General features: G+C 65.0%; 23 protein-coding genes and 1 tRNA gene. 19 read left to right on the forward strand and 5 right to left on the reverse strand.

Annotation, left to right across the window (positions count from 1 at the left end):
• Positions 1-21: 21 nt before the first annotated feature.
• The 12 genes from FHS97_RS04760 to FHS97_RS04815 all read left to right on the forward strand — a co-directional run bounded on the left by FHS97_RS04760 (position 22) and on the right by FHS97_RS04815 (position 12,013).
• Positions 22-267, forward strand: a complete 246-nt coding sequence (locus tag FHS97_RS04760; RefSeq protein ID WP_184033787.1) for a hypothetical protein — start codon at positions 22-24, stop codon at positions 265-267.
• 6 nt (positions 268-273) lie between these two features.
• Positions 274-3,510 carry a phage tail tape measure protein gene (locus FHS97_RS04765; protein WP_184033790.1) on the forward strand — a complete coding sequence of 1,079 codons (3,237 nt, stop codon included), beginning with the start codon at positions 274-276 and terminating at the stop codon, positions 3,508-3,510.
• Positions 3,507-4,097: a hypothetical protein gene (locus FHS97_RS04770; RefSeq protein ID WP_184033793.1), complete on the forward strand. Its 591-nt coding sequence runs from the start codon at positions 3,507-3,509 to the stop codon at positions 4,095-4,097. The genes FHS97_RS04765 and FHS97_RS04770 overlap by 4 nt, the downstream gene beginning before the upstream one ends.
• Before the next feature lies 1 nt (position 4,098).
• Positions 4,099-4,659, forward strand: coding sequence for a hypothetical protein (locus FHS97_RS04775; protein ID WP_184033796.1), 561 nt, complete (start codon positions 4,099-4,101; stop codon positions 4,657-4,659).
• Positions 4,652-5,074 carry a DUF6950 family protein gene (locus tag FHS97_RS17415; protein WP_184033799.1) on the forward strand — a complete coding sequence of 141 codons (423 nt, stop codon included), beginning with the start codon at positions 4,652-4,654 and terminating at the stop codon, positions 5,072-5,074. Before FHS97_RS04775 ends, FHS97_RS17415 begins: the two co-directional genes overlap by 8 nt.
• The gene (locus tag FHS97_RS17235; protein WP_221233106.1) at positions 5,071-8,580 is read left to right on the forward strand and encodes a non-contractile tail sheath protein; all 3,510 of its coding nucleotides are present in this window, start codon (positions 5,071-5,073) and stop codon (positions 8,578-8,580) included. Before FHS97_RS17415 ends, FHS97_RS17235 begins: the two co-directional genes overlap by 4 nt.
• 62 nt (positions 8,581-8,642) lie before the next feature.
• On the forward strand, positions 8,643-9,128 hold the full coding sequence (locus FHS97_RS04790) for a hypothetical protein (RefSeq protein WP_184033801.1): 486 nt from the start codon (positions 8,643-8,645) through the stop codon (positions 9,126-9,128).
• Positions 9,125-9,448, forward strand: a complete 324-nt coding sequence (locus FHS97_RS04795) for a hypothetical protein (protein ID WP_184033804.1) — start codon at positions 9,125-9,127, stop codon at positions 9,446-9,448. Before FHS97_RS04790 ends, FHS97_RS04795 begins: the two co-directional genes overlap by 4 nt.
• A 17-nt stretch (positions 9,449-9,465) precedes the next feature.
• Positions 9,466-10,149 carry an N-acetylmuramidase domain-containing protein gene (locus tag FHS97_RS04800; RefSeq protein WP_184033807.1) on the forward strand — a complete coding sequence of 228 codons (684 nt, stop codon included), beginning with the start codon at positions 9,466-9,468 and terminating at the stop codon, positions 10,147-10,149.
• A complete protein-coding gene (locus FHS97_RS04805) occupies positions 10,146-10,529 on the forward strand; it encodes a hypothetical protein (RefSeq protein ID WP_184033810.1) in 384 nt (127 codons plus the stop codon). The genes FHS97_RS04800 and FHS97_RS04805 overlap by 4 nt, the downstream gene beginning before the upstream one ends.
• 37 nt (positions 10,530-10,566) lie before the next feature.
• Positions 10,567-10,707, forward strand: coding sequence for a hypothetical protein (locus FHS97_RS04810; RefSeq protein WP_184033813.1), 141 nt, complete (start codon positions 10,567-10,569; stop codon positions 10,705-10,707).
• A 34-nt stretch (positions 10,708-10,741) separates the two neighbouring features.
• Positions 10,742-12,013 carry an SGNH/GDSL hydrolase family protein gene (locus FHS97_RS04815; RefSeq protein WP_184033816.1) on the forward strand — a complete coding sequence of 424 codons (1,272 nt, stop codon included), beginning with the start codon at positions 10,742-10,744 and terminating at the stop codon, positions 12,011-12,013.
• A 72-nt stretch (positions 12,014-12,085) separates the two neighbouring features.
• On the opposite strand, the gene FHS97_RS04820 is transcribed toward FHS97_RS04815, so the two are convergent.
• The 3 genes from FHS97_RS04820 to FHS97_RS04830 form a co-directional block, all read right to left on the reverse strand.
• Complete coding sequence (locus tag FHS97_RS04820; RefSeq protein WP_184033819.1) at positions 12,086-12,469, reverse strand: type II toxin-antitoxin system HicB family antitoxin; 384 nt, start codon at positions 12,467-12,469, stop codon at positions 12,086-12,088.
• 39 nt (positions 12,470-12,508) lie between these two features.
• A complete protein-coding gene (locus FHS97_RS04825; RefSeq protein ID WP_184033822.1) occupies positions 12,509-12,697 on the reverse strand; it encodes a type II toxin-antitoxin system HicA family toxin in 189 nt (62 codons plus the stop codon).
• A gap of 84 nt (positions 12,698-12,781) precedes the next feature.
• Positions 12,782-13,003 carry a hypothetical protein gene (locus FHS97_RS04830; protein ID WP_184033825.1) on the reverse strand — a complete coding sequence of 74 codons (222 nt, stop codon included), beginning with the start codon at positions 13,001-13,003 and terminating at the stop codon, positions 12,782-12,784.
• Between the two features lie 73 nt (positions 13,004-13,076).
• Between FHS97_RS04830 and FHS97_RS04835 the strand changes: the two genes are divergently transcribed.
• From FHS97_RS04835 to FHS97_RS04850, 4 genes are all read left to right on the forward strand, one after another.
• On the forward strand, positions 13,077-13,616 hold the full coding sequence (locus tag FHS97_RS04835) for a hypothetical protein (protein ID WP_184033828.1): 540 nt from the start codon (positions 13,077-13,079) through the stop codon (positions 13,614-13,616).
• A gap of 83 nt (positions 13,617-13,699) precedes the next feature.
• Positions 13,700-14,182, forward strand: coding sequence for a LuxR C-terminal-related transcriptional regulator (locus FHS97_RS04840; RefSeq protein ID WP_184033830.1), 483 nt, complete (start codon positions 13,700-13,702; stop codon positions 14,180-14,182).
• Complete coding sequence (locus FHS97_RS04845; protein ID WP_184033833.1) at positions 14,179-14,571, forward strand: hypothetical protein; 393 nt, start codon at positions 14,179-14,181, stop codon at positions 14,569-14,571. Before FHS97_RS04840 ends, FHS97_RS04845 begins: the two co-directional genes overlap by 4 nt.
• Positions 14,572-14,609: 38 nt before the next feature.
• A complete protein-coding gene (locus tag FHS97_RS04850) occupies positions 14,610-15,029 on the forward strand; it encodes a hypothetical protein (RefSeq protein ID WP_184033836.1) in 420 nt (139 codons plus the stop codon).
• Between the two features lie 663 nt (positions 15,030-15,692).
• Here FHS97_RS04850 and FHS97_RS04855 read toward each other — a convergent pair.
• Positions 15,693-16,298: a PEPxxWA-CTERM sorting domain-containing protein gene (locus tag FHS97_RS04855; protein WP_246346443.1), complete on the reverse strand. Its 606-nt coding sequence runs from the start codon at positions 16,296-16,298 to the stop codon at positions 15,693-15,695.
• A gap of 469 nt (positions 16,299-16,767) precedes the next feature.
• On the opposite strand from FHS97_RS04855, the gene FHS97_RS04860 reads away from it, so the two are divergent.
• A complete protein-coding gene (locus FHS97_RS04860; protein WP_184033838.1) occupies positions 16,768-17,994 on the forward strand; it encodes a hypothetical protein in 1,227 nt (408 codons plus the stop codon).
• An 88-nt stretch (positions 17,995-18,082) separates the two neighbouring features.
• Here the strand turns inward: FHS97_RS04860 and FHS97_RS04865 are convergent.
• A tRNA-Cys gene (locus tag FHS97_RS04865) sits at positions 18,083-18,179 on the reverse strand.
• A gap of 142 nt (positions 18,180-18,321) precedes the next feature.
• Between FHS97_RS04865 and FHS97_RS04870 the strand changes: the two genes are divergently transcribed.
• Positions 18,322-18,996 carry a protein-L-isoaspartate O-methyltransferase family protein gene (locus tag FHS97_RS04870; protein ID WP_184033840.1) on the forward strand — a complete coding sequence of 225 codons (675 nt, stop codon included), beginning with the start codon at positions 18,322-18,324 and terminating at the stop codon, positions 18,994-18,996.
• 59 nt (positions 18,997-19,055) lie between these two features.
• Complete coding sequence (locus FHS97_RS04875) at positions 19,056-20,543, forward strand: TolC family outer membrane protein (protein WP_425506283.1); 1,488 nt, start codon at positions 19,056-19,058, stop codon at positions 20,541-20,543.
• The last annotated feature ends 14 nt before the right edge of the window (positions 20,544-20,557 follow it).

Genomic DNA, 20,557 nt, shown 5'->3' on the forward strand with positions numbered 1-20,557 from the left:
GGCGCGGCGATGCGCGGGTGGATGCAGCGCCGCCGCGACGATCACGATCTCGCCACCTATGGCGCATGGCGTGGCGAGTTCTTCGCCCGTCAGGACAAGCTCAAGCCTGTCGGGCAGTATCTCGCGGCCGATAAGCCGGGCGCGAGGTCCGGCGGTTCGCAAACGCCCGCCGAACGGGCTCTGGTGTTCCGCGCGCTTCAGGCGGCGGGCGCTCCCATCAAAATCGAGGTGCTGGATGGTCCACCACCTCTCCGCCGGAAGGAGTGACGCGCGATGCAGGCATTGCTGGCCTCGCTCGTCATTTCGATGGACGTGAAGGACGCTGCATTTCAGGCCGGCATGCGCACGGCGCGGGCCGAGGCGAAGCGGACCGAGCAGGACCTCGACCGCTCCGGCAAGGGCATGGTGGCGTCATTCGAGAAGGTGGCGCACCAGATCGACGCGGCGGTGATCCGGATCGTCGACAGCGTCCAGAACGTCGGTCGCGAAGTGAAGAATGCCGGGCTGCTGCTGACCGCCGGACTGACACTGCCTTCCGTCGCGATGGCCAAGGCGTCCACGGACGCGGCGTCCGACTTTCAGGCCGCAATGAACAACGTCCACGCGGCGATGCTCGACGCCAGCCCCGAACAGCTGGACAAGCTGCGCGCGGCGGCGCTGTCGCTCGGCCCGGCGATGGGCAAGAGCGCGACCGAGGCGGCCGGCGCGATCGAGTCACTGGCCAAGAACGGCATGAGTGCCGCCAACATCCTTGGCGGCGGGCTGGAAGCGGCGTTGAAGCTGAGCGTGGCGGGCCAGACCGAACTCGGCAACGCCGCGGATGTCACGACCGACATTCTCCAGCAATTCCACCTTGCCGCCAGTGATCTCCCGAAGATCGTCGACAAGGTCAGCGGCGCGCTCGACGCCTCCAAGCTGTCGTTCGACGGCTATAAGGACGCGATCGGACAGGTCGGCGGGATTGCGGGCGGGCTCGGCTATCAGTTCGAGGATATGAATGCCGCGCTGGCGGCGGTCATCCCGCTGATGACCGGCGGATCGGACGCCGGCACGTCGTTCAAGACATTCCTGCTGTCGCTGGTGCCGACCTCAAAGGATGCCGAGCGGACGATGACGCAGCTCGGCATCAGCTTCTTCAACGCCGATGGCAGCATGAAGTCGCTGGGCGAGGTCGCGGAGGTGCTGAAGACGCGGCTTGCCGGGCTGAGCGACCGCAGCCGGCAAGATGCGCTAACGCGCATGTTCGGCACTGACGGGATGCGTGTCGCCATCGCGCTGATGCAGGCCGGGACCAAGGGGATCGACAGCGTCAAGGCGTCGATCGAGAAGGCGTCGGTCGACCAGAAGCTGGGCGTGCTGCTGGACGGTGAGGCCGCCTCCACCCGGCGGCTCGCCGCCGCCTGGGAGAAGCTGAAGATCGCGATCGGCGAGGCCGGCCTCATTCAGGTGTTGACGTGGGTGAAGGACAGCGTGGCCGCGGTCGTTGAGCGGGTTGCGTCGGCACCGCCCGCGTTCTTCTATCTGGTGACCGCGGCGGGGCTGGCGGCGGCCGCGCTCGGCCCGCTGGTGTTGATCGGGACGAAGCTGGTGCCGCTGCTGGTGGTGTTGATCCTGCGCGGAACGGCGCTGGGCGCGTCGTTCGGCGTGATCGGTACCGCGGCCGGCGCGCTGCTGAACCCGGTCGGGTTTCTCGTGACGATGTTTGGGCGGCTGCTACTCGCGTTGAGCGCGCGGACGGCGATCGGCGCGCTCGGTATCGCGATGCTGCGTTTCGCGGGACCGATCGGTCTGGCGGTATCTGCGCTGTCGATCCTCGTTCCGCTTATGTTCCAGCAGCGCGAGGCCTCGGCGAAGTACGTCAGCGCAATGGAAGCGGCGAGCACCGCAACGGCAAACAGTGCCGACATCGTGCAGAAGCTGGCCTTTGCGCAAGGTGAGGCCCGCAAGGAAGCGATGGCGCTGGCGCGCGCTGACCGGGTCCGCGCGATCGAGTCGGTCAAGGCGGCGCGTGCCGACCTGCAAGCCGCGCGCGCGGCGAGCATGCGCGCGCGGGCAGCCTCCACCAGCGTGAGGCAGAAAGCGTACGAAGCGGTATCGTTCGGGAGCAACGACTGGGAGCGCTCGATTGACCGAAAGGTGTTGGGCTTTTTTGGCTTCAGCCCTTCGCCGAACCGCGATCAGGCAGCGGCCGACTATGCCAAGGCCGCGCAGGTGCAGGCTGAGGCGCTCAAGCGTTTCGACTTGCTCGACAAGGCCATCACTGCTGCGGAAAAGGACACCGGGCCGACCCGCGACGTCAAGTTCGATGCCGATGACAAGCCCAAGAGGGGCGGACGCGAGGCCGCGGATCGCAGCCCTCAGTATGAAGCGCAATACTTCGACGAGCTGGGCCGCGTGCGGGTGGCGCAATTGCAGGCGCAGGCTGATCTGACCGGCGGGATCGAGGCGCGCTACCGTGCGGACATGGCGGCGCTCGACGAAGAGCGTGCCTCTACGATCCGCCAGAACGCTCTTGACGAGGGCCTGAACGACGCACGCCGCGCCGAACTGCTCGCCGCCAAGGATGCCGAACTGGCGATCCGGCGCGGGATCGTCGAGCGGGATCGTTCGAGCGCGCTTGCGCAGCAGCAATATGATTTGGCGGCGGCGGATAACCAGCGTGAGCAGGATCGTGTCCGTACGGAGATCGACCTCGCCGACAGCATCGCTGAACGCCGCGATGGCGAGTTGCGGCTCCTTGAGCTGCAACGTCAGCAAGAGGAGGCTGAACTCGATCTGATCCTCGCCACCAAGAACACCGCGTCGGCGGAGTGGGACAATGCGCGCCGCCGCAAAGAAGCGCTCACCCAGATCTATGGCGACCGCCGTCAAACGGTGGAGCGGCAAAACGAAGGACCGACCGATCGCTATCGGCGCGAACTGAACCGCCCGGACGCGGCAATCGCGGACGACGTGGAAGCGCTCGAGGTCGACTCGCTGAAAGATCTCAATCGCGAACTCGCCGACGCGATCGTGAACTCGAAATCGCTGGGGGACGTCTTTGTCCAGACCGCCAAGCGGATCGTGGCGGCGCTGCTCGAAATTGCCTTGCAGCAGGCGCTCATCAAGCCCTTGGCGGGGTTGTTGCTCGGGGTCGGTGGACAGGCGGGTGAGGCGGCGAGCGATGCTGCGTTAGGAACCACGATCACACATCAGGCGAATGATGCGCTGAACGGCGCATTGTCCTCGTCCTTTGGCGGCTTCCGCAAGAATGGTGGCTCGATCACGCCGAACGACTGGTTCGTCGTCGGCGAACAAGGCCCGGAGATCTTCGCGCCGGGCACCAGCGGCACCATCATTCCGAACGGTGGGCTGCGCGCCTCGCGAGAAAAGCCGGTGGTGCAGCTGGTGGTCGGCGAGGGGCAGATGTTCGAGCCGCGCGTGGTCGGCATCGCGGGCGGGGTGTCGGTGCAGACGGTGCGTGAGGGCAACCGGGCAGGGGCGCTGCGTCAGCGCCAGCAACTCGCGTGATCGAGCTGCCTGAATGGGCAGTGCCGAATGCCGCCACCCCGGCGCTGGTCGATGCCGGCGGTGTGATGCGGTCGCCGCTCAACACGGCGGCACTGAGAGTCAATCGCCTCGGCTCGCACTATCTCGCCGCACTCGCCTTTCCGCCCTTCGAGCCCGAGCAGGGCCGGATCGTGGTGTCGCGGCTGATTCGCGCGCAACGTCTCGGGCTGCGCGTGCCCTATCCGCTGTTTGTGGATCAGGGTCAGCCGGGTGCGCCGCTGGTCGACGGTGCGGGCCAGTCCGGGCTGTCGTTGACCCTGCGCGGCTTGAGCCCCGGCTACACCGCGCGTGAGGGCTACTGGCTATCGATCGTCGACCCGACCGGGCAGCATTATCTGCACAACGTCGCCGGGGACGCTGTGGCTGATGCGGATGGGCGCATGATCCTCTCCCTCTCGGAAATGCTGCGCGTGCCGTTTGAGAACGGCGCTGCGGTGCACCTCGCCGCGCCGATGATCGAAGGGTTGGTCGATGGCGACAAGCGCGCGTGGAACCTCGCGGTCAATCGCACGACGTCCATAGAATTTACGGTCGAGGAAACGCGCTGAAATGGAGCGGGTTCTGTTGTCCGGCCTGATGAAGCTGGAATTGCCGGGGCGTACGATCACGCTGTGCGACGGCGGCTTCGTCCAGTGGAACGGCGATCTTTATCAGGCCAAGGATGACGAATTCGGCATCCTCAGCGGCTTCAACGCGCTGACCGAAGGCGTCGGTGACGAAGCGCCGGCCGGCGTGCTGACCATGACGCCGCCGTCCACGACGGCCGCCACCACCTTGGCCGCGCCCGGCCATCAGGGATCGCGCCTGCGCCTGTGGGTCGCCGAGCTCGACGAGCGCAACGGCGGTGTCATCGGGCAGCCGGATCAGATGGTCGACTGGCAGGTCGACAGCATGCGGCTGCGGATCGGACGCGGCTCCCGCCTGCTGGAGATCGGCTGCGTCACGCATGGGCAGCGGCTGATGCTGCGCAACGAGGGCAACACGCTGTCGCCGTCCTTTCATCGCCTGATTTATCCGGGAGAAGCTGGCTTGGACAATGCGACCGGTCTGACCACCGACGTGGCATGGGGCGCGGCGGCTGGCCCCCGCGGAGCGTCGGCGCGTGCTTAATCTGGAGGAACGGCGCGCGCGAACGGAGCGCGTTGTGGCGCGCTTTCGCCGCCGGCCCTTTTCGTGGACGGGGCGTCGGACCTGCCTGCATCTCGCGCGCGCGCAGATGGTGGCGTTTGGACACAAGCCGCCGAAGATGCCCGACTTGCGGTCGATGCTGGCTGCCAAACGCGCGCTGACCGCGACCGGTCACGCCGGGATTATGGAGCTGCTCGACAGCCTTTTGCCCCGGATCGCGCCCGCCGGGATGCTGATCGGCGATCTGGCGCTGATGCAAGGTGATGACGCGTTCGACGCGGTCGTGATCGCAGCCGGCGGGAAAGTGCTGGGCTACCACGCCGACGATCTCGCGCGGGGGCTGGTGCCGATCGCGCCGGTGGTGTCGCAGCCGTTCAAGGCGGCGTGGCGGATATGAGCGGTGTTTCGTCCACGGTCGCCAAGATCGCCGGCGTCGTTGCGGTCGCGGCGCTGGCATTGTCGACGGCGGGAGTTGGAGCCGTTGCGGGTGTGTCGCTGAAGGCGGTAGCGAGCTATGCGGCGCTCACGGCGTCGGCTGCGAGCGTCGCCGCGCAGGTCACTGCCAAGATCCCGCCGCGACAGGGGTCCGTCTCGCAGACGACGATCGGCTCGGATCAGGATAGCCCATGGCTTGTCGGTCGCACCTATTACGGCGGCGCGCGCGTCCATCTGGTCGGCTACGGGGCCACGCTGAAGAAGGTGAAGAACCCCTATCTGCTCGCCGCCGACGTGCACTCGGTCGGCGGACCGGTCGATGGGCTGGAGGGTATCTACGCCGATCTCGCGCCCGTTGTGATGCGGAATGAAGTCCCGGTCGCCGGAACGAACGGGTATTTTTACGAGCATCTCTGGCGGTCGTTCCAGCTGGGGGAGCAGGCGGAGCGAACGGCCTTGCCGCTCCGCTTCCCCGGCGCGCCGGGCTGGGGAGCGGATGCGCGGCTTTCGGGCAAGGCGGCCATCGCGTACAATGCGCTGTTCGACCGCGAAGGGCAGGTGTTCGCCTCCGGTCTGGCGCAGATGGGCGCGGTATGGCGCGGTGCGCGTTGCTGGAACCCGGTCGAGGACAGCACCTATCCCGGTGGGAACGGGGCCAGCCGATGGGCACCGCCCGCCGACACCGCGGGGCACGATGCGGCACGCGTGACATGGACGTTCACGCGGTCGCCGGGGTTGCTGGCGTTGCGCTACGCGCTCGGCATCTACGAGCGCGATCCCCGCGTCGCCGGGTCGACCTATCGCAAGACCTTTGGAGTCGGCATCCCGCTCGATGGACTGATCGTCGAACAATTCGTCCATCTGCACAATGTCTGCGCCGCCAACAATTGGAACTGCGATGGCGTCCTGTTCGAACCGTCGAGCAGCAAATGGGACAATCTTAAGCGCATCCTTGCGGCCGGCGGGGCAGAGCCGTGCTGGATCGGGGGCAGGTTGGGCGTTCGCGTCAACGCGCCACGCGTCGCCGTCGACACCATCACCGCGAGCGATCTCGCGGACGGTGAGATCGTGGTCGGGGTGATGCAGGGATGGGAACAGCGGCTCAACACCATTGTTCCGAAATATCGTTCCGAGACGCACCGCTGGGAATATGTCGCCACCGATCCGGTGCAAATCGCAACCTACCTCGCGGAGGACGGCGAGGAGAAGCGCGAGGAGCGTCAATACGACCTCGTGCAGGACCCGACGCAGGCCCGCCAGCTCGCCGCCTACGAACTGCTCGATCGCCGCGAGCTGGGCGAGATCGAGCTGCCCTGCAAACCGCGCCTGCGGCGGTATGGGCCGGGCGATTTGCTCACGATCAACCTGCCCGACGCCGGGCTGGTCGAGCAGCCGGCAGTCGTCCTGCGCCGCACGCTCGATCCGGCGACGATGGGCGTGACGCTGGTGCTGCGCGGGGAGACGATGGCGAAGCACGATTTCGCGCTCGGGCGCACCGGCACGCCGCCCCCGACCCCGGCGCTGGTCGCGACGCCGTCGCTCGACGGGATCGCGCTGGAGCGGCCGACATCATGGGACGCGATCACCGATCCCGCCGGCACCAAGCCGCAGGACGGGGCCGATGTTACCGCCGACGCGATCGACCATGCCCGCTTCGCGCTGGTGACGCATGCGGCGCGGATCGGCACCGAACGCCGTGCGCGCTTCGACCCGCTGTTCTGGACCTGCAATTTCCCAAACACGATGATGGCGAGCCTGCGCGCCAAGGGCGACGAACTGCGCGTCGACGCCGTCTTTCACGAGCGGGATCATCTCGTCGGCGTCATCTGGGAATCGGAGGATCGCTTCGACCATCCGGCCACCGGCTATGACACCGATCGCGATTATCGCGGCTGCGTGCTGCGCTTCCGGCTGCGGCTGCGCGGCGACGTGCTCCCGATCGACGATGTCGACGGGCCGGTGCTGACGATCGAGGGGCGCGACGCCGCCGGCACGCCGCGCACCTGGTACGTTCGCCTCGTCAATGCGCAGCGCGGCGGCTCGGCCACCGACGCGCAGATTGAGCTGGATTTCGATCGCTTGAAGGCGGGTTTCTACGGCACCGACGACGTCTACGCCGGGGACATCGATCGGCTGTTCCTCTCGTTCGTCCCGACCGGCTACCGGCGCGACGGCGGCCGGCTGGCGACGCGGGTCGAGGGGGGGATGATCTTGTCTGAGGTGAGCGCGACCGGCGCGGCAGCGACGCTCGTCTGCGGATCGGGGCCGGGCGGTACGCACGAAGTCCGCATGACCAACGGCTACGACGACACGTACAATGTCGCACCTGCGCGCATCCTGCGGAACCTCCGGCTGCTCGGCTACCGCCGCACGCTCAGCCACTATGTCGGGATGAGCCATTATTTCAGCTGGACGTGGAGCGAGGCCGAGGCGCGCTACGTCGCCGATGACGTCGCGCAGCCGCTCAACACGCCGTGCATCATGTGGCATCAGGATTTCGCCGAGCAGCTTCACGCCGCGGGCATCCGGCTGATCATTTCGGTCAGCTACGAGATGCTCGACGCCTTCGCGCCACGCGCATTTCGTCAGCTCGATGAAGACGGCGCGCCCGCGCTGACCGGCTGGACCCCGCCGTCGACGCTCTTCTCGCCCTGCCATGCCGGCGCGATGACGTACCTCCAGCGGGTCGCGCGGCAATTCTGCGGGATCGCCGCGGCCGCCGGGCATGACGTCCACTTTCAGGTCGGTGAGCCGTGGTACTGGATCGCCCCGGGCACGCTGACGCCATCCTTCTACGATGCGGCGACGGTCGCCCGCTTCCAGTCGGAAACGGGCAACCCGCCGCCGGTGATCGCGTCCATGGCGGGCGCGAAGAGCGAGGCGGAGCGGCGCTATCTCGACTGGCTGGGCACCCAGCTCGCGCAGTCGATCCTCGCGCTGGCCGCGGCCGTCCGCGCCGATCATCCGGACATGACCAACTACGCGCTGCTGTACCTTCCGCAGCTGCTCGGCGACGACGCGCCCGAGGCGCGGCGGGTCAACATGCCGTCGGCGCTGGCGTGGCCGGCGCTCGATGTCCTCCAGCTGGAGGACTATGATTTCGTGATCGAGGACCGCCCCGATCGCTCGGCGACCGCGCGCGCGATCGTCGAGGAGCGGCTTGGCTATCCGCGGTCGCGTCAGCACTATTTCGCGGGCTTCGCGCTGGTCGGCGACAGCGGGCCGGTCTGGCGGAGCACCAGCGCTGCGCTTCAGGCCGCGTATGACGAGGGCGTCGCCGAGGTCTTCGTCTGGGCCTACACGCAGGTGCTCCGCGACGGTTACGTTCCGACGATGGCGATGGCGCCGCGCTGGACGCTTGCGGACGTGCTCGACGTCGATCTGACCAGCGGCGTGCAGGGCGGCGACGTCCTGATCTTCGACGCCGCGCGTCGCAAATGGTTGCCGCACCGCCCGCCGGTCACCTGACCCCGCCTGATTTGGAGAAAGTCGATGGACGTGATGACCGTCGCGGCCCGTGGGGCCGCGCGATGACGCCGGCTGGCCATATCGTCAGCGTCGTCTCAATCTGGACGATGATGCTCTACGGGATCCGCTTCGCGGTCGCGGCCGGGCACTGGCTGGTGCCCGCCGCCGCGGCGCTGTGGCATCTCGCACGGTGCCGGGGAGACCGGCGATCGTGCCGGGCGCGGTTCCGCGCGACGATCGACCAGCTGCACGCCGATCTCGTCAGCGCGATCAAGACGCCGTGGAGCGCCACCTTGTTCTTCCTTGGGTGCACGCTGATCGGCGGGGCGTATGCGTTCGGCGCGGTGGGCGACGCGGTGCGGCTGGTCAGCGTGCGCCCGGACGCGTGGAGCGGCTTCGACATCGCGACCGATCGCCTCGCGGCGATCCTGTCGGTGACCGGGATGGCGTTCGTGATGGCGGCGTTTTCGCAGCATCGTACCGCCAGCTTCCTCGTCTCGGGCGTGCTCGTCGCGACGGGGCTCGGGATCGCGGTGGTGACGCTGTGAAGGACTGGCAGGCGTATGCGCTCGCGGTGTTCGCCGTGGCGGCCGGGCAGGTGCTGAGGATCGGCCGCAAGATCGAGGCCGGGAAGCCGGTCACGTGGCGCGACCTCGCGGTATTGTGCACGTTGCTGCCCGCCTTCGGGGCGCTGGGCGGCGCGGCGGCGCTGCATTTCCAGTGGCCGGCGTGGACGATCCTGCTTGCCGGCATCTGCGCCGGTTGGACCGGCATCGGGACGATCCGGGTGATCCTGCGCGTGGTGCCGACGCTGCTGCCCGCGCCGCTCGCCCGGCTCTTCCGCGGTGCGGACGACGTGAACCCCTGACACGGAAAGGAAGGACGATGGACGTGGCGACGCTTCAGCGGCGCGTAATGGCGCTTGGCTGCGATCCGGGGCTGGTCAACGGCCAGTTCACCGCGCAAACGCGCGCGGCGGTGCTGAAGGCGCTGACCAATGGCCCCGACGCGCCGATCGATAATCACGATATCGACCGCGCGGCCGATCGATTGGGCGCGCCGTCGGCCGCGGTCCGGTCGGTCATCGACGTCGAAAGTACCGGGACGCCTTTCGTCGATGGACGTCCGACGATCCTGTTCGAGCCGCATCGCTTCTCGCGCGCGACCGGGCACCGCTTCGACGAAACGCATCCGGCGCTCAGTTCGCGGGCGTGGAACCCCCGGCTGTACCCGGCCGCACAGGCGGCGCGCTGGGCGCAACTGCTCGACGCGGTCGCGCTCGATGTCGATGCCGGCTTTGCCAGCGCCAGCTACGGCGCGTTCCAGATACTCGGCGAGAACCACGATTGGTGCGGCGCGGCGACCGCGTGGGCGTTTGCATGGCAGCAGTCACGCAGCGCGGGCGCGCAGCTCGATGCGTTCGTGATGTTTGTCGAGGCGCGCGGGCTCAGGCGGGCGCTCCAGAACCGCGACTGGCCGGCGTTCGCGCGCGGCTACAATGGCACGGCCTTTCGCGAGAACCGCTATGATGTGCGGCTGGCGGCTGCCTATGCGCGACGTGCGGCATGATCCGGCTCGCTCGTTTGACAGTGCCGCTGCTGCTGGCCGCGCTGGCAGTCTTCGCGCTGATCTTCGCGCTTCGCGCGTGTCACCGTGGCCCCAATTGGAGCGCCGTCGCGCAGGTCGACGTCGCGCGGGCGGATGCCGTCGTCGGCGCGGCGATCGATGCATCGGCCGCTTTGGCTAGGGCGCTCACCGAGGCGTCGGCGATCGACGCCACCACCAAGGAGAATGACCGTGCGATCCGATCGACGCCCGGCGCGAACGCGCCGGTCCCTGTTGCCGTCAACGATGCTGGCCTGCGCGCTTTGTGCCTGCGCGCCGCGTACCGCGATCATCCGCGCTGCCTTGCCCTGCTCGGACCTCGTGCAGGGAACGCTGTCCGATGATGTTTCGCCCGCCGATCTACCGCCGGTGGACGCATCGTTGGCGGACTGGATCGCCTTCGGCGACGCCCAGACCGGTCAGCTCGACAAGGCCAACAGCTATCGGCGCGCCAGCCTCGACGTGATCCGCCGCTGCGAGGCGCGCGATCGTGCGCTGGACCAGCGCCTGAAGGCGCGCTGACCCTTCCTTCCCAAGCCAAAGAAAGGATTCTGACATGATGAAGTTCTTACGTGGAGCGGTCGGGCTGGTGGTCGCTCTCCATCTGATGCCGCTGGCCGCGTCGCCGGCCGCTGCACAGATCACTGGAAGCGAGAATATCAGGGTAATCCAGAACGGTGCGACGAAGGTCGTGACGACCGCCGATCTGACCGCCGCCGGGGTGAACACCCTCAATCGGAGCACGGCAAACACCGTCCGGTGGCGTGCGGCGCTCGCCCGTTACTTCACCTCGGGCTACCGGCCCAAGTTGCTGTTCATCGGTGACAGCAAGGATGTCGGGATCGGTGCCGGCACCGCCTCCGATGGCACCTTCCAGTCCGTCGGCGCGGCCTCCCGCAACAAGACGGCGTATGTCGCGCAAATGCTGGCAGCACGCGGCTTCAACGTGAATCGACAGAGCTGGGCAGGCGCGGCCGGGCTATCGAGTACCGCTGCGGTGAATGGCTACGATCCGCGTCGCACGATCCCGTCTTCGTGGGGATATGGATCTTTCAGTCTGGGCGGAGGCCGGCTCAACTCGGCAAACCCGAACACGGACGCAATGACCATCGTGCCGGACGCGGGCGTGATCACTGACCGGGTGGACATCCTTGCGGTCACCTCGGCGGGTCTGGGGACGATCTCGGTTTCGGACGGCACCACCACCGCCACGCAAAGCACCAACGCCGCCGATGGCATCCAGCGGCTGACCTTCACGGGTTTCAGCCGTGGGGCGGGTAAGACGTACAGCATCGCGCGGACCTCGGTGAACACGGGTTCGATCCGGATTATCGCAACGATCGCACTGGACAGCACACGGCCAGAAATCGAGATCCTCAATGCCGGCGCGTCCGGCTCGACGACCGCCAATTGGAACAGCGGGGCCAATCCGGAAAGCCCGCTCAATGCCATCCCGGCCTATGCACCGGATATGTCGGTCATTCAGCTGGGAACGAACGACATGGGACCTTCGGCCAACATCAGCGTCGGTGCCTTCTCGGCAAATCTCGCCGCGATCGTCGCGGCGGCGAAAACCACAGGCGATTGTGTCGTCGAGCTTCCGACGCAGCCGCCGGTCGGTGCTGCCAGCTATCAAGTCTATCCATCGTATATCGCGGCGGCCCGTGGCGTGGCTTTCTCCGCCGGCTGCATCGTGATCGATCATGGTGCGCGGTTGGGTAGTTGGGCGACCGCCAGCGCGGCGGGCTTCATGTTCGATCCGCTTCACGAAACGGCCAGCGGTTACGCGGACGAGGCACGCCCGGTAGCGGATGCACTCATTTTTTGACCGTCGGAGTCAAGGCTTTGAAGGCGTTGGCGACCGACGATCTGACGCCTTCGCTCGCACCTCCGGGGGGAACTACGATGCGGCGAGCAACGCGCGCGCCGCATCGCTGAGAAAGCGCGATCGGTTGGGCGCGACCCGATCGATCCGCGCGAGCAATCCCTCCTCGATCGAGACTTGAACGCGGACGGCACGACCGGGCCGCTCGCCGCGCACGAGGATGCGCGCCACTTCGTTGACGTCGGGATCGCGTTCGATCGCATCGATGTCGCTGGGAGTGGGGATGGCGTCGCCCCCTTCGGCAAGCAGCGCGAGATGGCCGTTGAGTGCTTCCTCCGCACCAAGGGCGGCTTCCTGCATCGTATCCGCCGCCGACACGCACCCGGGCAGGTCGGGAAAGAAGACGCCGAACCCATCGGGATCGCGTTCGATAACGGCGGGAAAATAGACGGTGGCCATCGGTTCGTTCCTTCGATCGCTGGGCGGGTGGCTTCTCCCTTACGGGAGGGGGACCCCTGTTTGTTTGCTGATGCTCTTCAGTGTTCCGGTGGGCAGATGCCGCTTCGGGTGCGGGACGGTCGCGAGGCCGGGCTTTTCAGGGTGGCGAAAGTGACGATGGCTTCCCGTCTGACGGACGAAATACCAGCCGTCCGCTTCGATCTTACGGATAACATCGCTGCTGCGCATCGCCCCTCGCTCCCTGTTGTGTAGGATATACACAACTACAGATCAGCATGCAAGCGAGAATACACAAGAGCTACACAATAATTGTCACAAGTGCGGGCTCCAAGGGTCTCGTGCGCCAAGCAATCGTTCGTCCACGTTCAACGCCATCGCGAGATGCAGCCGCTCTTCTTCGGGAAGCCGCCGCGGTGATCCCCGCGTCACATACTGCGAGAGATAGGCCTGATTGCGCCCGAGCTTGCGTGAGAGATCGGACAAGCTCGCCCCTTTCTCGGTGGCGATCCGAATCAGATTGGCGCGTGCGATCATGTCCTATTGATGCCGGTTTGCAGCGCCGCTTTCCAGTCTTTGTTCTCTTCATGTTCTGATCCATAAACCAGCCATGGTTGGCCAGCCGAAGACCCTCTATGATCTCCGCAAGGTGGAGGGTGCCGTCAACGTCACCTGCAAAGCGTGTGGTAAGGCACGGCTGTACGATCTCGAGGAACTGATCAGCGTGCGGCTGTTCCATCGTCAATCGGTGGACTGGGACGTCGTGTTGCACGAGATGCCGTGCTGGCACTGCCCCGATCGCACCGAAACGCGCGTTGCGATCGTCCCCTATGCCGCCAATGATCGCACGTTGCGCGCGCGCCGCGCCGAGACGCTGGTCATCAACCTGGCGCTGACGGTGCTGAAGCAGGCCGCCTCACGCGCGAATAGGGATGGAATCGACACACCTGCGGTGCGGCTGGCGCTCCGTGTGCTGCGGCAGTTCCTCCCCGACCGGGCGCTGCTGGTGCGGTTCTGGGAAGAGGGGCAGGCTGCCAAAAGCACCGCGACGAACGAGAGCCACTTCGCGCACGGCTGGATCGTGCAGGCGTTGCTAAGAGGCGGGCATTCGGTTTGGGCCGAATTCCGGCGGCCGGGCGACAGGGTCTGAATTTTTCGTCCGATCGGCGCAGGCCAGCTTGATCGTCCGCCATAGAAACAGCATCGGCCGTTTCGGTGATGAAACGAGTCGTTGTGTCCATCGAGGATCTTTCCAAGCGCGAACGCGAGTGTCTCGAACGGGTAGCAAAGCTGCAGGATTCGAAGACGATCGCGCGCGAACTCGGCCTCTCGAGCAAGACGGTAGATGGCCATATCGAGCGCGCAATTCGAAAAGTCGGGGCACGCGACCGTCGAGACGCTGCGCGGCAATTGCTTGATACGCTGCGGGAACCATTCCCTGAGGGATCATTCCCGGTGGCGCATCCTGCTTCCGGGAGCGAGATGGCACCCGTCGACCGGGTTCGGGAACCAAAAGCGGATTTCGTAGCCGGGCCGGCGGTTTCATCAACTGGCGATGAAGGTATCAGGAGGACGTCGCAAACTTCGAACTTGGCCACCATCGCGCTGGTCGTTGGTTCCGCTCTGGGCTTCGCCATGCTGATGCTCACGATGTCTGCGCTGACCCGTGAAGTTGAGAAGCTTGCACGCTTTATCCTGTCCCTACGTCGCCCATGACCCGCAACCTTGCGGGCAAGAGGCTTCTCAAAATGTCAGCAACACGGTTGAATGTCGTCGCGCGCCGGGATCTTGTTCAGGCGGTTCGCAGTGCGTTCGTACCTGTCGAACACGCAACGATGAAGGGTGCCGCCGATGCGCAGCGCCTCGTCGGCTTCCTGATCGATCAACACCGCGAAGCCGCGCTTCCGCTGGACGTGGGCGGCGAGGTGCTGGCTTCGATCAATGAGGCGGCGCAGCTTCTGTTTGCGAGCCGGGAAAAGATGGTGAGCGCGCATCTTGCGCTGCAAGCGGTCGCCGCGGAGCTGGGGCTGAACGAAGTGGGCTTCTCCCCGGATTGTCCGGCCTATGCCGCGCATGAGCGCCCGCCCCTGACAGCCGCAGCCTGATCCCGCAGTCGGTTTGCTCCATCGAGGAGCGAACCGACATGCCATGGTACATTACCTTATACGTCTACGGCTTCTGGCCCGTCCTTATCGCCACTGTCGCTCTGGCATGGCGAAAAGGAGACGTGCCACTCAGAGCCGCCGGCCTTCTTTATGTCGTGGCAACCGTCTCAGAGGCGGTTGCCCGTCGATCGAAAGCAATGCCGTGGAAAGAATTCGACTTGTCATTCGCAACTATCGATACTGCTCTGCTGATTGGTCTGTCGATATTGGCTTTGCGCTTCAATCGCCTTTGGCTGATATTTTCGGCCTCACTACAGCTCATTTCAGTTGTCGGCCATATCATGCGTATTGCGCACCCGCACATTCTCCCCCTAACGTACGCGATACTTACTGGCAGCAGTGGTTATATCTGTCTCGCTATGATGTTCATGGCGTCGCTGTTCGCGAAAAGAGAGTGAAGCTTGCGCGCGTCATCGAACGCGAACTCCCGCCGCTTTGTCGGATGGCGCGTCGCTACGACCGGCGTCAACTCTGGAACGCAATCAATGTGTATCATGATTCGTTTCGCCGACCTTTGAGGTACATACCAGACGTTGAGGAGATGATCGGAGACATCGCGCACGCGCTTGGCCTGTGGCGCTCGCCGAAGTGACCGCTTCACCGTCCTACTCAGGCCGGCGAAGTTGCTTTCAGCCCAGTATGCTGCGCACGGTGTGCGCGAGTGCCGACAAGATGCCGGCAAAGAGGAGGGCGGCGGCGAAGACGTACTCGAAGATTGCGACGGCCCTACGCAGCTGTTGCATGATCCTGCCTCGCCTCTCGGGCGTGCCAAGTTCTCGGTGTTCCATCCCGGTCCCCTTCGGGTCTTTGCCTTTATCCTGTTCAATCGCGCATCATGCGGCCGAGGCGACTCGCGGCTCTACGAAGTCTTGTACAAGACTAGAACGGCTGGATGGAACAATCCTTGAGGCTCGGGCATGGTCGGGTCGTGTGCGATCGGTTGCACATAGCTGCATCGTGGCGGCCGTATGGGCCGAGTCAACGGCGGCTGAGCCGCGGCCGAATTGGAAAGCGCCGCCAACCGTGAGGTTGACGGCGCCTGTTCTCGCAAGGGCGAAGCCCTAAGCGAAGCGGACCTTAGCGGCGACCGACTGACGGCGGCGCAACGCACCGCCGACCGCGCCGAAGCCCAAGATCATGAGAGCCCACGTCGCAGGTTCGGGCACCGCGCCGCCGGATGAGAAAGTGAAGTTGTCGCCGTAAACGCTCGACTCGCCCAAGTACCCTACGCCGCCGAATTCCACGTAAGAAATGCCCGCGGCGGAGAGCGACAGAGTTCGCATACCCACGAAGGTCGACGGAATGAAGTCCGTAGCCGACATCAGCAGTCCGCCATTCGCGTCGAAGGCGCGTAGGAAGAGGCTGTCGTCGTCGGAACTATAGTCACCGAGATCGACGCTCACCGCGTTTGCGAGACTGCTGAAGGTTGCACGTATTGGCACGAATCTGGAGCTGGTATCGACGGCAAGAATGCCTCGGGTGCCGTTAGGAGTTTCGCCGTAATCGAGACCGACCACCGCGCCAGTGGTGGTCGGCCGGAAGGTGACGCCCGACTCAGTGTAGCTAGAGCCGTTCGGCACACCGTCGTTGAAATTGATCGTGGTGGCTGCCTGCGCGGCACTGGCGCTGCCGGCAATCACCATCGCACCTGCGATAAAAGTCTTCATCGTTAGGCCCCTCAATGACCGACCTAATCGCCGGCTAAGCTCTTCTTCCTTCAGATTAAGGGCGCTCTCAACAGAGCTTCCTTACAAGACGATGCCTCGTCCCAGGTCGGCACAACGCGGAGCGTGGAAACCCCGCCGACGCTAAGAGAATGACGCGAGCGGCTTAGGCGCAATAGTAGCTTTTAGAGGCGCGGGAGAAGGCGGCTCGACCAAGAATGCCGCGGCTTTTGTACGGAAGGCGATTCAACGAACAGCTCACGCGAGCGTGGAGCCAGCCTTGTCAAGTGAAAGAGTACGCGCATGAGGTTTCTGATCCGACGCTCTGCTTTTTCATGCCACTTCCATGCGTTAGCAAGCCATCCTGCTTGTTTACAGTAGTGCAACGAGCGTTTAGCGGACGTAGCGTGGTATGGCAGCATGCCAAGGCGGCGGGGCGGGCATGACAAGAAATCCTAATACTTACGTCCGCATGAAGCGCATCGAGCTAAGGCAGCTCGCGAATACTATTGGGAATGAAGCGTTGCAGCGTTCAAGGCTGTGGCCCGCTGATGGTAGTGGACGTGAAGTTAAGGCGTTGACAGAGGCTATCGTTCGCCGCCTATCGGACAGCATAGCAATTGGTGACGTTCATGATGCCTTTTCTGATTTGCAAGCTTCGATCGGAGAATTCCGTAGCATACTGAGTAATTACTTTTTCCGAGCGGAGCTATCGAGCGTTCGTACGTGGATCGGAGAAGAGTCGTGGCGACCTCTCAGTATGCTGTTAATTGCCACGATCAGGGATACTGAAACGGGGATAGCGGAGCAGCTGTCCGCTTTGCAGAAGGAGCCAAGTCCGATTGAGAGGCTTGCCTCCCTTGTTCCAGACCAATCGCCTGCGCCGCTCAAATTTGAGGTTGCTGACGGTGTTCTCCGGGCGAAAGAGGTGCCTTTTTCTGTCGCCAAGCAAGAACAGGTAATCGCTGAAGCGGCTCGGTTGGAGCTTCTGTCAGAAGCGCAGACGATCTCTGATTATCTCACCTCGTCGAATCAAGATCCATCCTTCGTAGATGTGGTTGTCCGTATGAGGGATCTTTTAGGTGCAGAGATAAACATAATCCAGATAGGTATTTTCAATTTAACCTTGTCCAAAGTTGTCGACAAGATTGAGCAAGAGTTACCAGATTCTTGGCATGGAAGGCTTCAAGGTTTCTCTATTGGCATAGGCATGCTCGTGTCTCAGCACAAGGATTGGTTGCAATTTGCTGAAAACAGCGCGCGAGCGAACTTCCAGCAGGAAGATGCGAGGGCGCTGCAAGCCATTGGAAGAGAAATTGTTGATAAACTAGAACTTAATAAGCGTTTAGTTGATCCCGGCGTTCCTCGTGATCTTCGGCATGTCATGGGTTCGATGGGGAGTGGGCGTCAGTCGAACCAGCGCGCGCTATTTGCCTCATTAATGAGCTTTAGTAATTTACTTGCTGTAATTGCGAAAAGCGTCAGCAGTTTGAGTAAGAAATACAGTAGTGATGCGAGTGATGGCATAGGCGAGGGCGTAAAATCGGCGGCGAGTACCGCAACCAAGATCACTCTACTTTCTTTGTTCGGCACGGTTTTCATTAGTTTGGGCGCGGTTGCCGCGCGTGTGCTGAACGTCGAGTGGATAGGTGCGGTCGGCAAATTACTAGTCGAGGCCGGAAAAAAGGGCGCGGGCTAACAGCTATGTGCTTTTGACTCGACCACGCGGTGTCTGGCTACCGCACTGACGAAATTAGCAGTACACCGGTCAAGTTGTTGAGATTGGGTGGCGTGAACGAAGACTGAACTTCGCTAACAATCCTAGATTTCCGCATCTTCAAGGTGGATTTGCAGTCCTCTGCGTCACCACTCCGCCATCGCGCCTCGAGGCCGGTGAGGGCGCGCAGATGCGGGCAGGGCGGCATGATGTCAAGCCGCCGATTGCAAAGTGTGTTCCGCGCGCGATACAAGCCCGGTGACGCAACGTGTGTTGCATCGATAAAACAGCTATGCCACAGGACGGCTCATGACCCTCTCCGCCCCCGCTCTCCGGAATGACGATTTCACCGCGATGCGCCAGGCGATGGTCGCCAGCCAGTTGCGCACCACGCAGGTCAACGATCCGCGCATCGTCGCGGCGATGGCCGAGGTGCCGCGCGAGCGCTTCGTGCCCGCCCATGCCGCGGCGCTCGCCTATGTCGACCGTGCGGTCGATCTCGGGCAGGGGCGCGCGCTCAACACGCCGCTCGCCACCGCGCGGCTGCTGGTGCAGGCGCGGCTCCAGCCGTCCGACCGCGTGCTGCTGATCGGTGCGGCGGCGGGCTATACCGCCGCGGTGCTGGCGTCGCTGGTCGCCGAGGTGGTCGCGGTGGAGTCGCTCCCCGCGCTGGCGGCGCATGCCCGCGACGCGTTGGCAGGGACCCCGAACGTCACCTTGGTCGAGGGGCCGCTGGAGCACGGCCATCCGGCCGGCGCGCCCTATGACGTGCTGATCGTCGATGGCGCGATCGAGGAACTGCCGTCGACGCTGGCGTCGCAGGTCGTCGACGGCGGGCGGATCGTCAGCGGGATCGTCGATCGCGGCGTGTTCCGGCTCGCGGCGGGGACGCATCGCGGTGTAGCTACCGCCTTGACGCCGTTCGCGGATATCGATTCGGTCAGACTTCCCGGTTTCGCGCGCCCGCGCAGCTTCACCTTCTGAGGATCACTCCTTTGCGCCTTCGCTCGCCGTCGCTGCTGTCATCGGTTGCCATCACATTGGTGCTGGCCGGGGCGATCCCGGCGGCGGCCACGGCGGAGACGCTGCGCGAGGCGCTGGTGCGCGCCTATCGCGACAATCCGACGCTCAACGCGCAACGTGCGGCACAGCGCGCCAATGACGAGAACGTGCCGATCGCGCGGTCGCAGGGGCGGCCGACCGCCTCGGCGCAGACCGGGCTGACCGACAATTTCCTGCGCGGCGGCAACAGCTTCACCACGCCCGAGCGCCGGCTGGACGCGCAATTGGGCGTCACCGTCCCGCTTTATCAGGGCGGGCGGGTGCGCAACGGCGTGCTGGCGGCGGAGACGCGCGTCGAGGCCGGGCAGGCGAACCTGCGCGGCACCGAGGCGACGACGTTCACCGACGTGGTCAGCGCGTACAACAACGTCATCCGGGACGAGGCGATCGTCGGGCTCAACACGCAGAACGTCCGCGTGCTGGAAACCAATCTGCGCGCCAGCCGCGACCGATTCGAGGTCGGCGACCTGACGCGCACCGACGTCGCGCAGTCCGAGGCGCGGCTGAGCCTCGCGCGCGCGCAGCTGCAATCGGCGCAGGCGACGCTGATCTCCAGCCGCGAAAATTACGTGCGGCTGGTCGGGTCGCCGCCGGGCGTGCTCGAAACGCCGCCGGCGCTGCCGGCCTTTCCGCCGTCCGCCGACGGCGCAGTCGACATCGCGATGCAGGACAACCCGAACCTGATCGCGGCGCGGCGGGTGCGCGACGCCACCGACTACGACATCCGCGTCGCGCGCGCCAATCGCCGCCCGCAGGTCAGCGCGACGCTCGGGCAGAATTACTTCAACTTCCTCGGCTCGCTCGGGCAGGGCAGCGCTGCCGGCCTCGGCAGCGTGCAGACCGGCAATGCGACGAGCGCCGGGGTCACGCTCAGCCTGCCGCTCTATCAGGGCGGGCGTCCCGGCGCGCTGGTGCGGCAGGCGCAGGAATTGCGCGGGCAGGCGATCGAACAGGCGACCGCAGCCGAGCGGCAGGTGATCGCCTCGGCGCGCTCGGCCTATGCGGTGTGGCGCTCCTCGCTGGAGGTGATCGCGTCGAGCGAGGCGGCGGTGAATGCCAACAAGCTGAGCCTCGAGGGCGTGCGCGCCGAGAACAGCGTCGGCACGCGCACCGTGCTCGACATCCTCAACGCCGAGCAGGAATTGCTCAACAGCCAGGTGACGCTCGTCTCGGCGCGGCGCGACGCCTATGTCGCGGGCTTCGCGCTGCTGGCGGCGATGGGCCATGCCGAGGCGGAGGATCTGGGGCTCGACGGCGGACCGCTGTATGATCCGACGGTTCATTACGCCAAGGTGCGGGGCAAGCTGAACGATTTCGATGACGGTCAACGCGCCGTCCCGGTGTCGCGCAGCACCGCCGATACGCCGGCGCAGAGCGCGGTGGTTACCCGCCCGCTCGATCCGCTGCTCGAAAGCAATGTTGACAGGACGCCCGCATTGACGACAGGTGTCGACACACCACGCCCGTAATGTATCGGGCAGCG

The sequence above is a fragment of the Sphingomonas endophytica genome, from assembly GCF_014199415.1.
Lineage (GTDB): Bacteria > Pseudomonadota > Alphaproteobacteria > Sphingomonadales > Sphingomonadaceae > Sphingomonas > Sphingomonas endophytica.

What these genes read in the sequence shown, in the direction of transcription:
- FHS97_RS04825 (WP_184033822.1), bottom strand. Translation starts at nt 12,697, where the DNA reads ATGCGCAGCAGCGATGTTATCCGTAAGATCGAAGCGGACGGCTGGTAT.
- FHS97_RS04820 (WP_184033819.1), bottom strand. Translation starts at nt 12,469, where the DNA reads ATGGCCACCGTCTATTTTCCCGCCGTTATCGAACGCGATCCCGATGGG.
- FHS97_RS04835 (WP_184033828.1), top strand. Translation starts at nt 13,077, where the DNA reads ATGGTTGGCCAGCCGAAGACCCTCTATGATCTCCGCAAGGTGGAGGGT.
- FHS97_RS04850 (WP_184033836.1), top strand. Translation starts at nt 14,610, where the DNA reads ATGCCATGGTACATTACCTTATACGTCTACGGCTTCTGGCCCGTCCTT.
- FHS97_RS17235 (WP_221233106.1), top strand. Translation starts at nt 5,071, where the DNA reads ATGAGCGGTGTTTCGTCCACGGTCGCCAAGATCGCCGGCGTCGTTGCG.
- FHS97_RS04855 (WP_246346443.1), bottom strand. Translation starts at nt 16,298, where the DNA reads ATGAAGACTTTTATCGCAGGTGCGATGGTGATTGCCGGCAGCGCCAGT.
- FHS97_RS04870 (WP_184033840.1), top strand. Translation starts at nt 18,322, where the DNA reads ATGACCCTCTCCGCCCCCGCTCTCCGGAATGACGATTTCACCGCGATG.
- FHS97_RS04775 (WP_184033796.1), top strand. Translation starts at nt 4,099, where the DNA reads ATGGAGCGGGTTCTGTTGTCCGGCCTGATGAAGCTGGAATTGCCGGGG.
- FHS97_RS04830 (WP_184033825.1), bottom strand. Translation starts at nt 13,003, where the DNA reads ATGATCGCACGCGCCAATCTGATTCGGATCGCCACCGAGAAAGGGGCG.
- FHS97_RS04765 (WP_184033790.1), top strand. Translation starts at nt 274, where the DNA reads ATGCAGGCATTGCTGGCCTCGCTCGTCATTTCGATGGACGTGAAGGAC.
- FHS97_RS04860 (WP_184033838.1), top strand. Translation starts at nt 16,768, where the DNA reads ATGAAGCGCATCGAGCTAAGGCAGCTCGCGAATACTATTGGGAATGAA.
- FHS97_RS04815 (WP_184033816.1), top strand. Translation starts at nt 10,742, where the DNA reads ATGATGAAGTTCTTACGTGGAGCGGTCGGGCTGGTGGTCGCTCTCCAT.
- FHS97_RS04790 (WP_184033801.1), top strand. Translation starts at nt 8,643, where the DNA reads ATGACGCCGGCTGGCCATATCGTCAGCGTCGTCTCAATCTGGACGATG.
- FHS97_RS04800 (WP_184033807.1), top strand. Translation starts at nt 9,466, where the DNA reads ATGGACGTGGCGACGCTTCAGCGGCGCGTAATGGCGCTTGGCTGCGAT.
- FHS97_RS04760 (WP_184033787.1), top strand. Translation starts at nt 22, where the DNA reads ATGCAGCGCCGCCGCGACGATCACGATCTCGCCACCTATGGCGCATGG.
- FHS97_RS04805 (WP_184033810.1), top strand. Translation starts at nt 10,146, where the DNA reads ATGATCCGGCTCGCTCGTTTGACAGTGCCGCTGCTGCTGGCCGCGCTG.
- FHS97_RS04845 (WP_184033833.1), top strand. Translation starts at nt 14,179, where the DNA reads ATGACCCGCAACCTTGCGGGCAAGAGGCTTCTCAAAATGTCAGCAACA.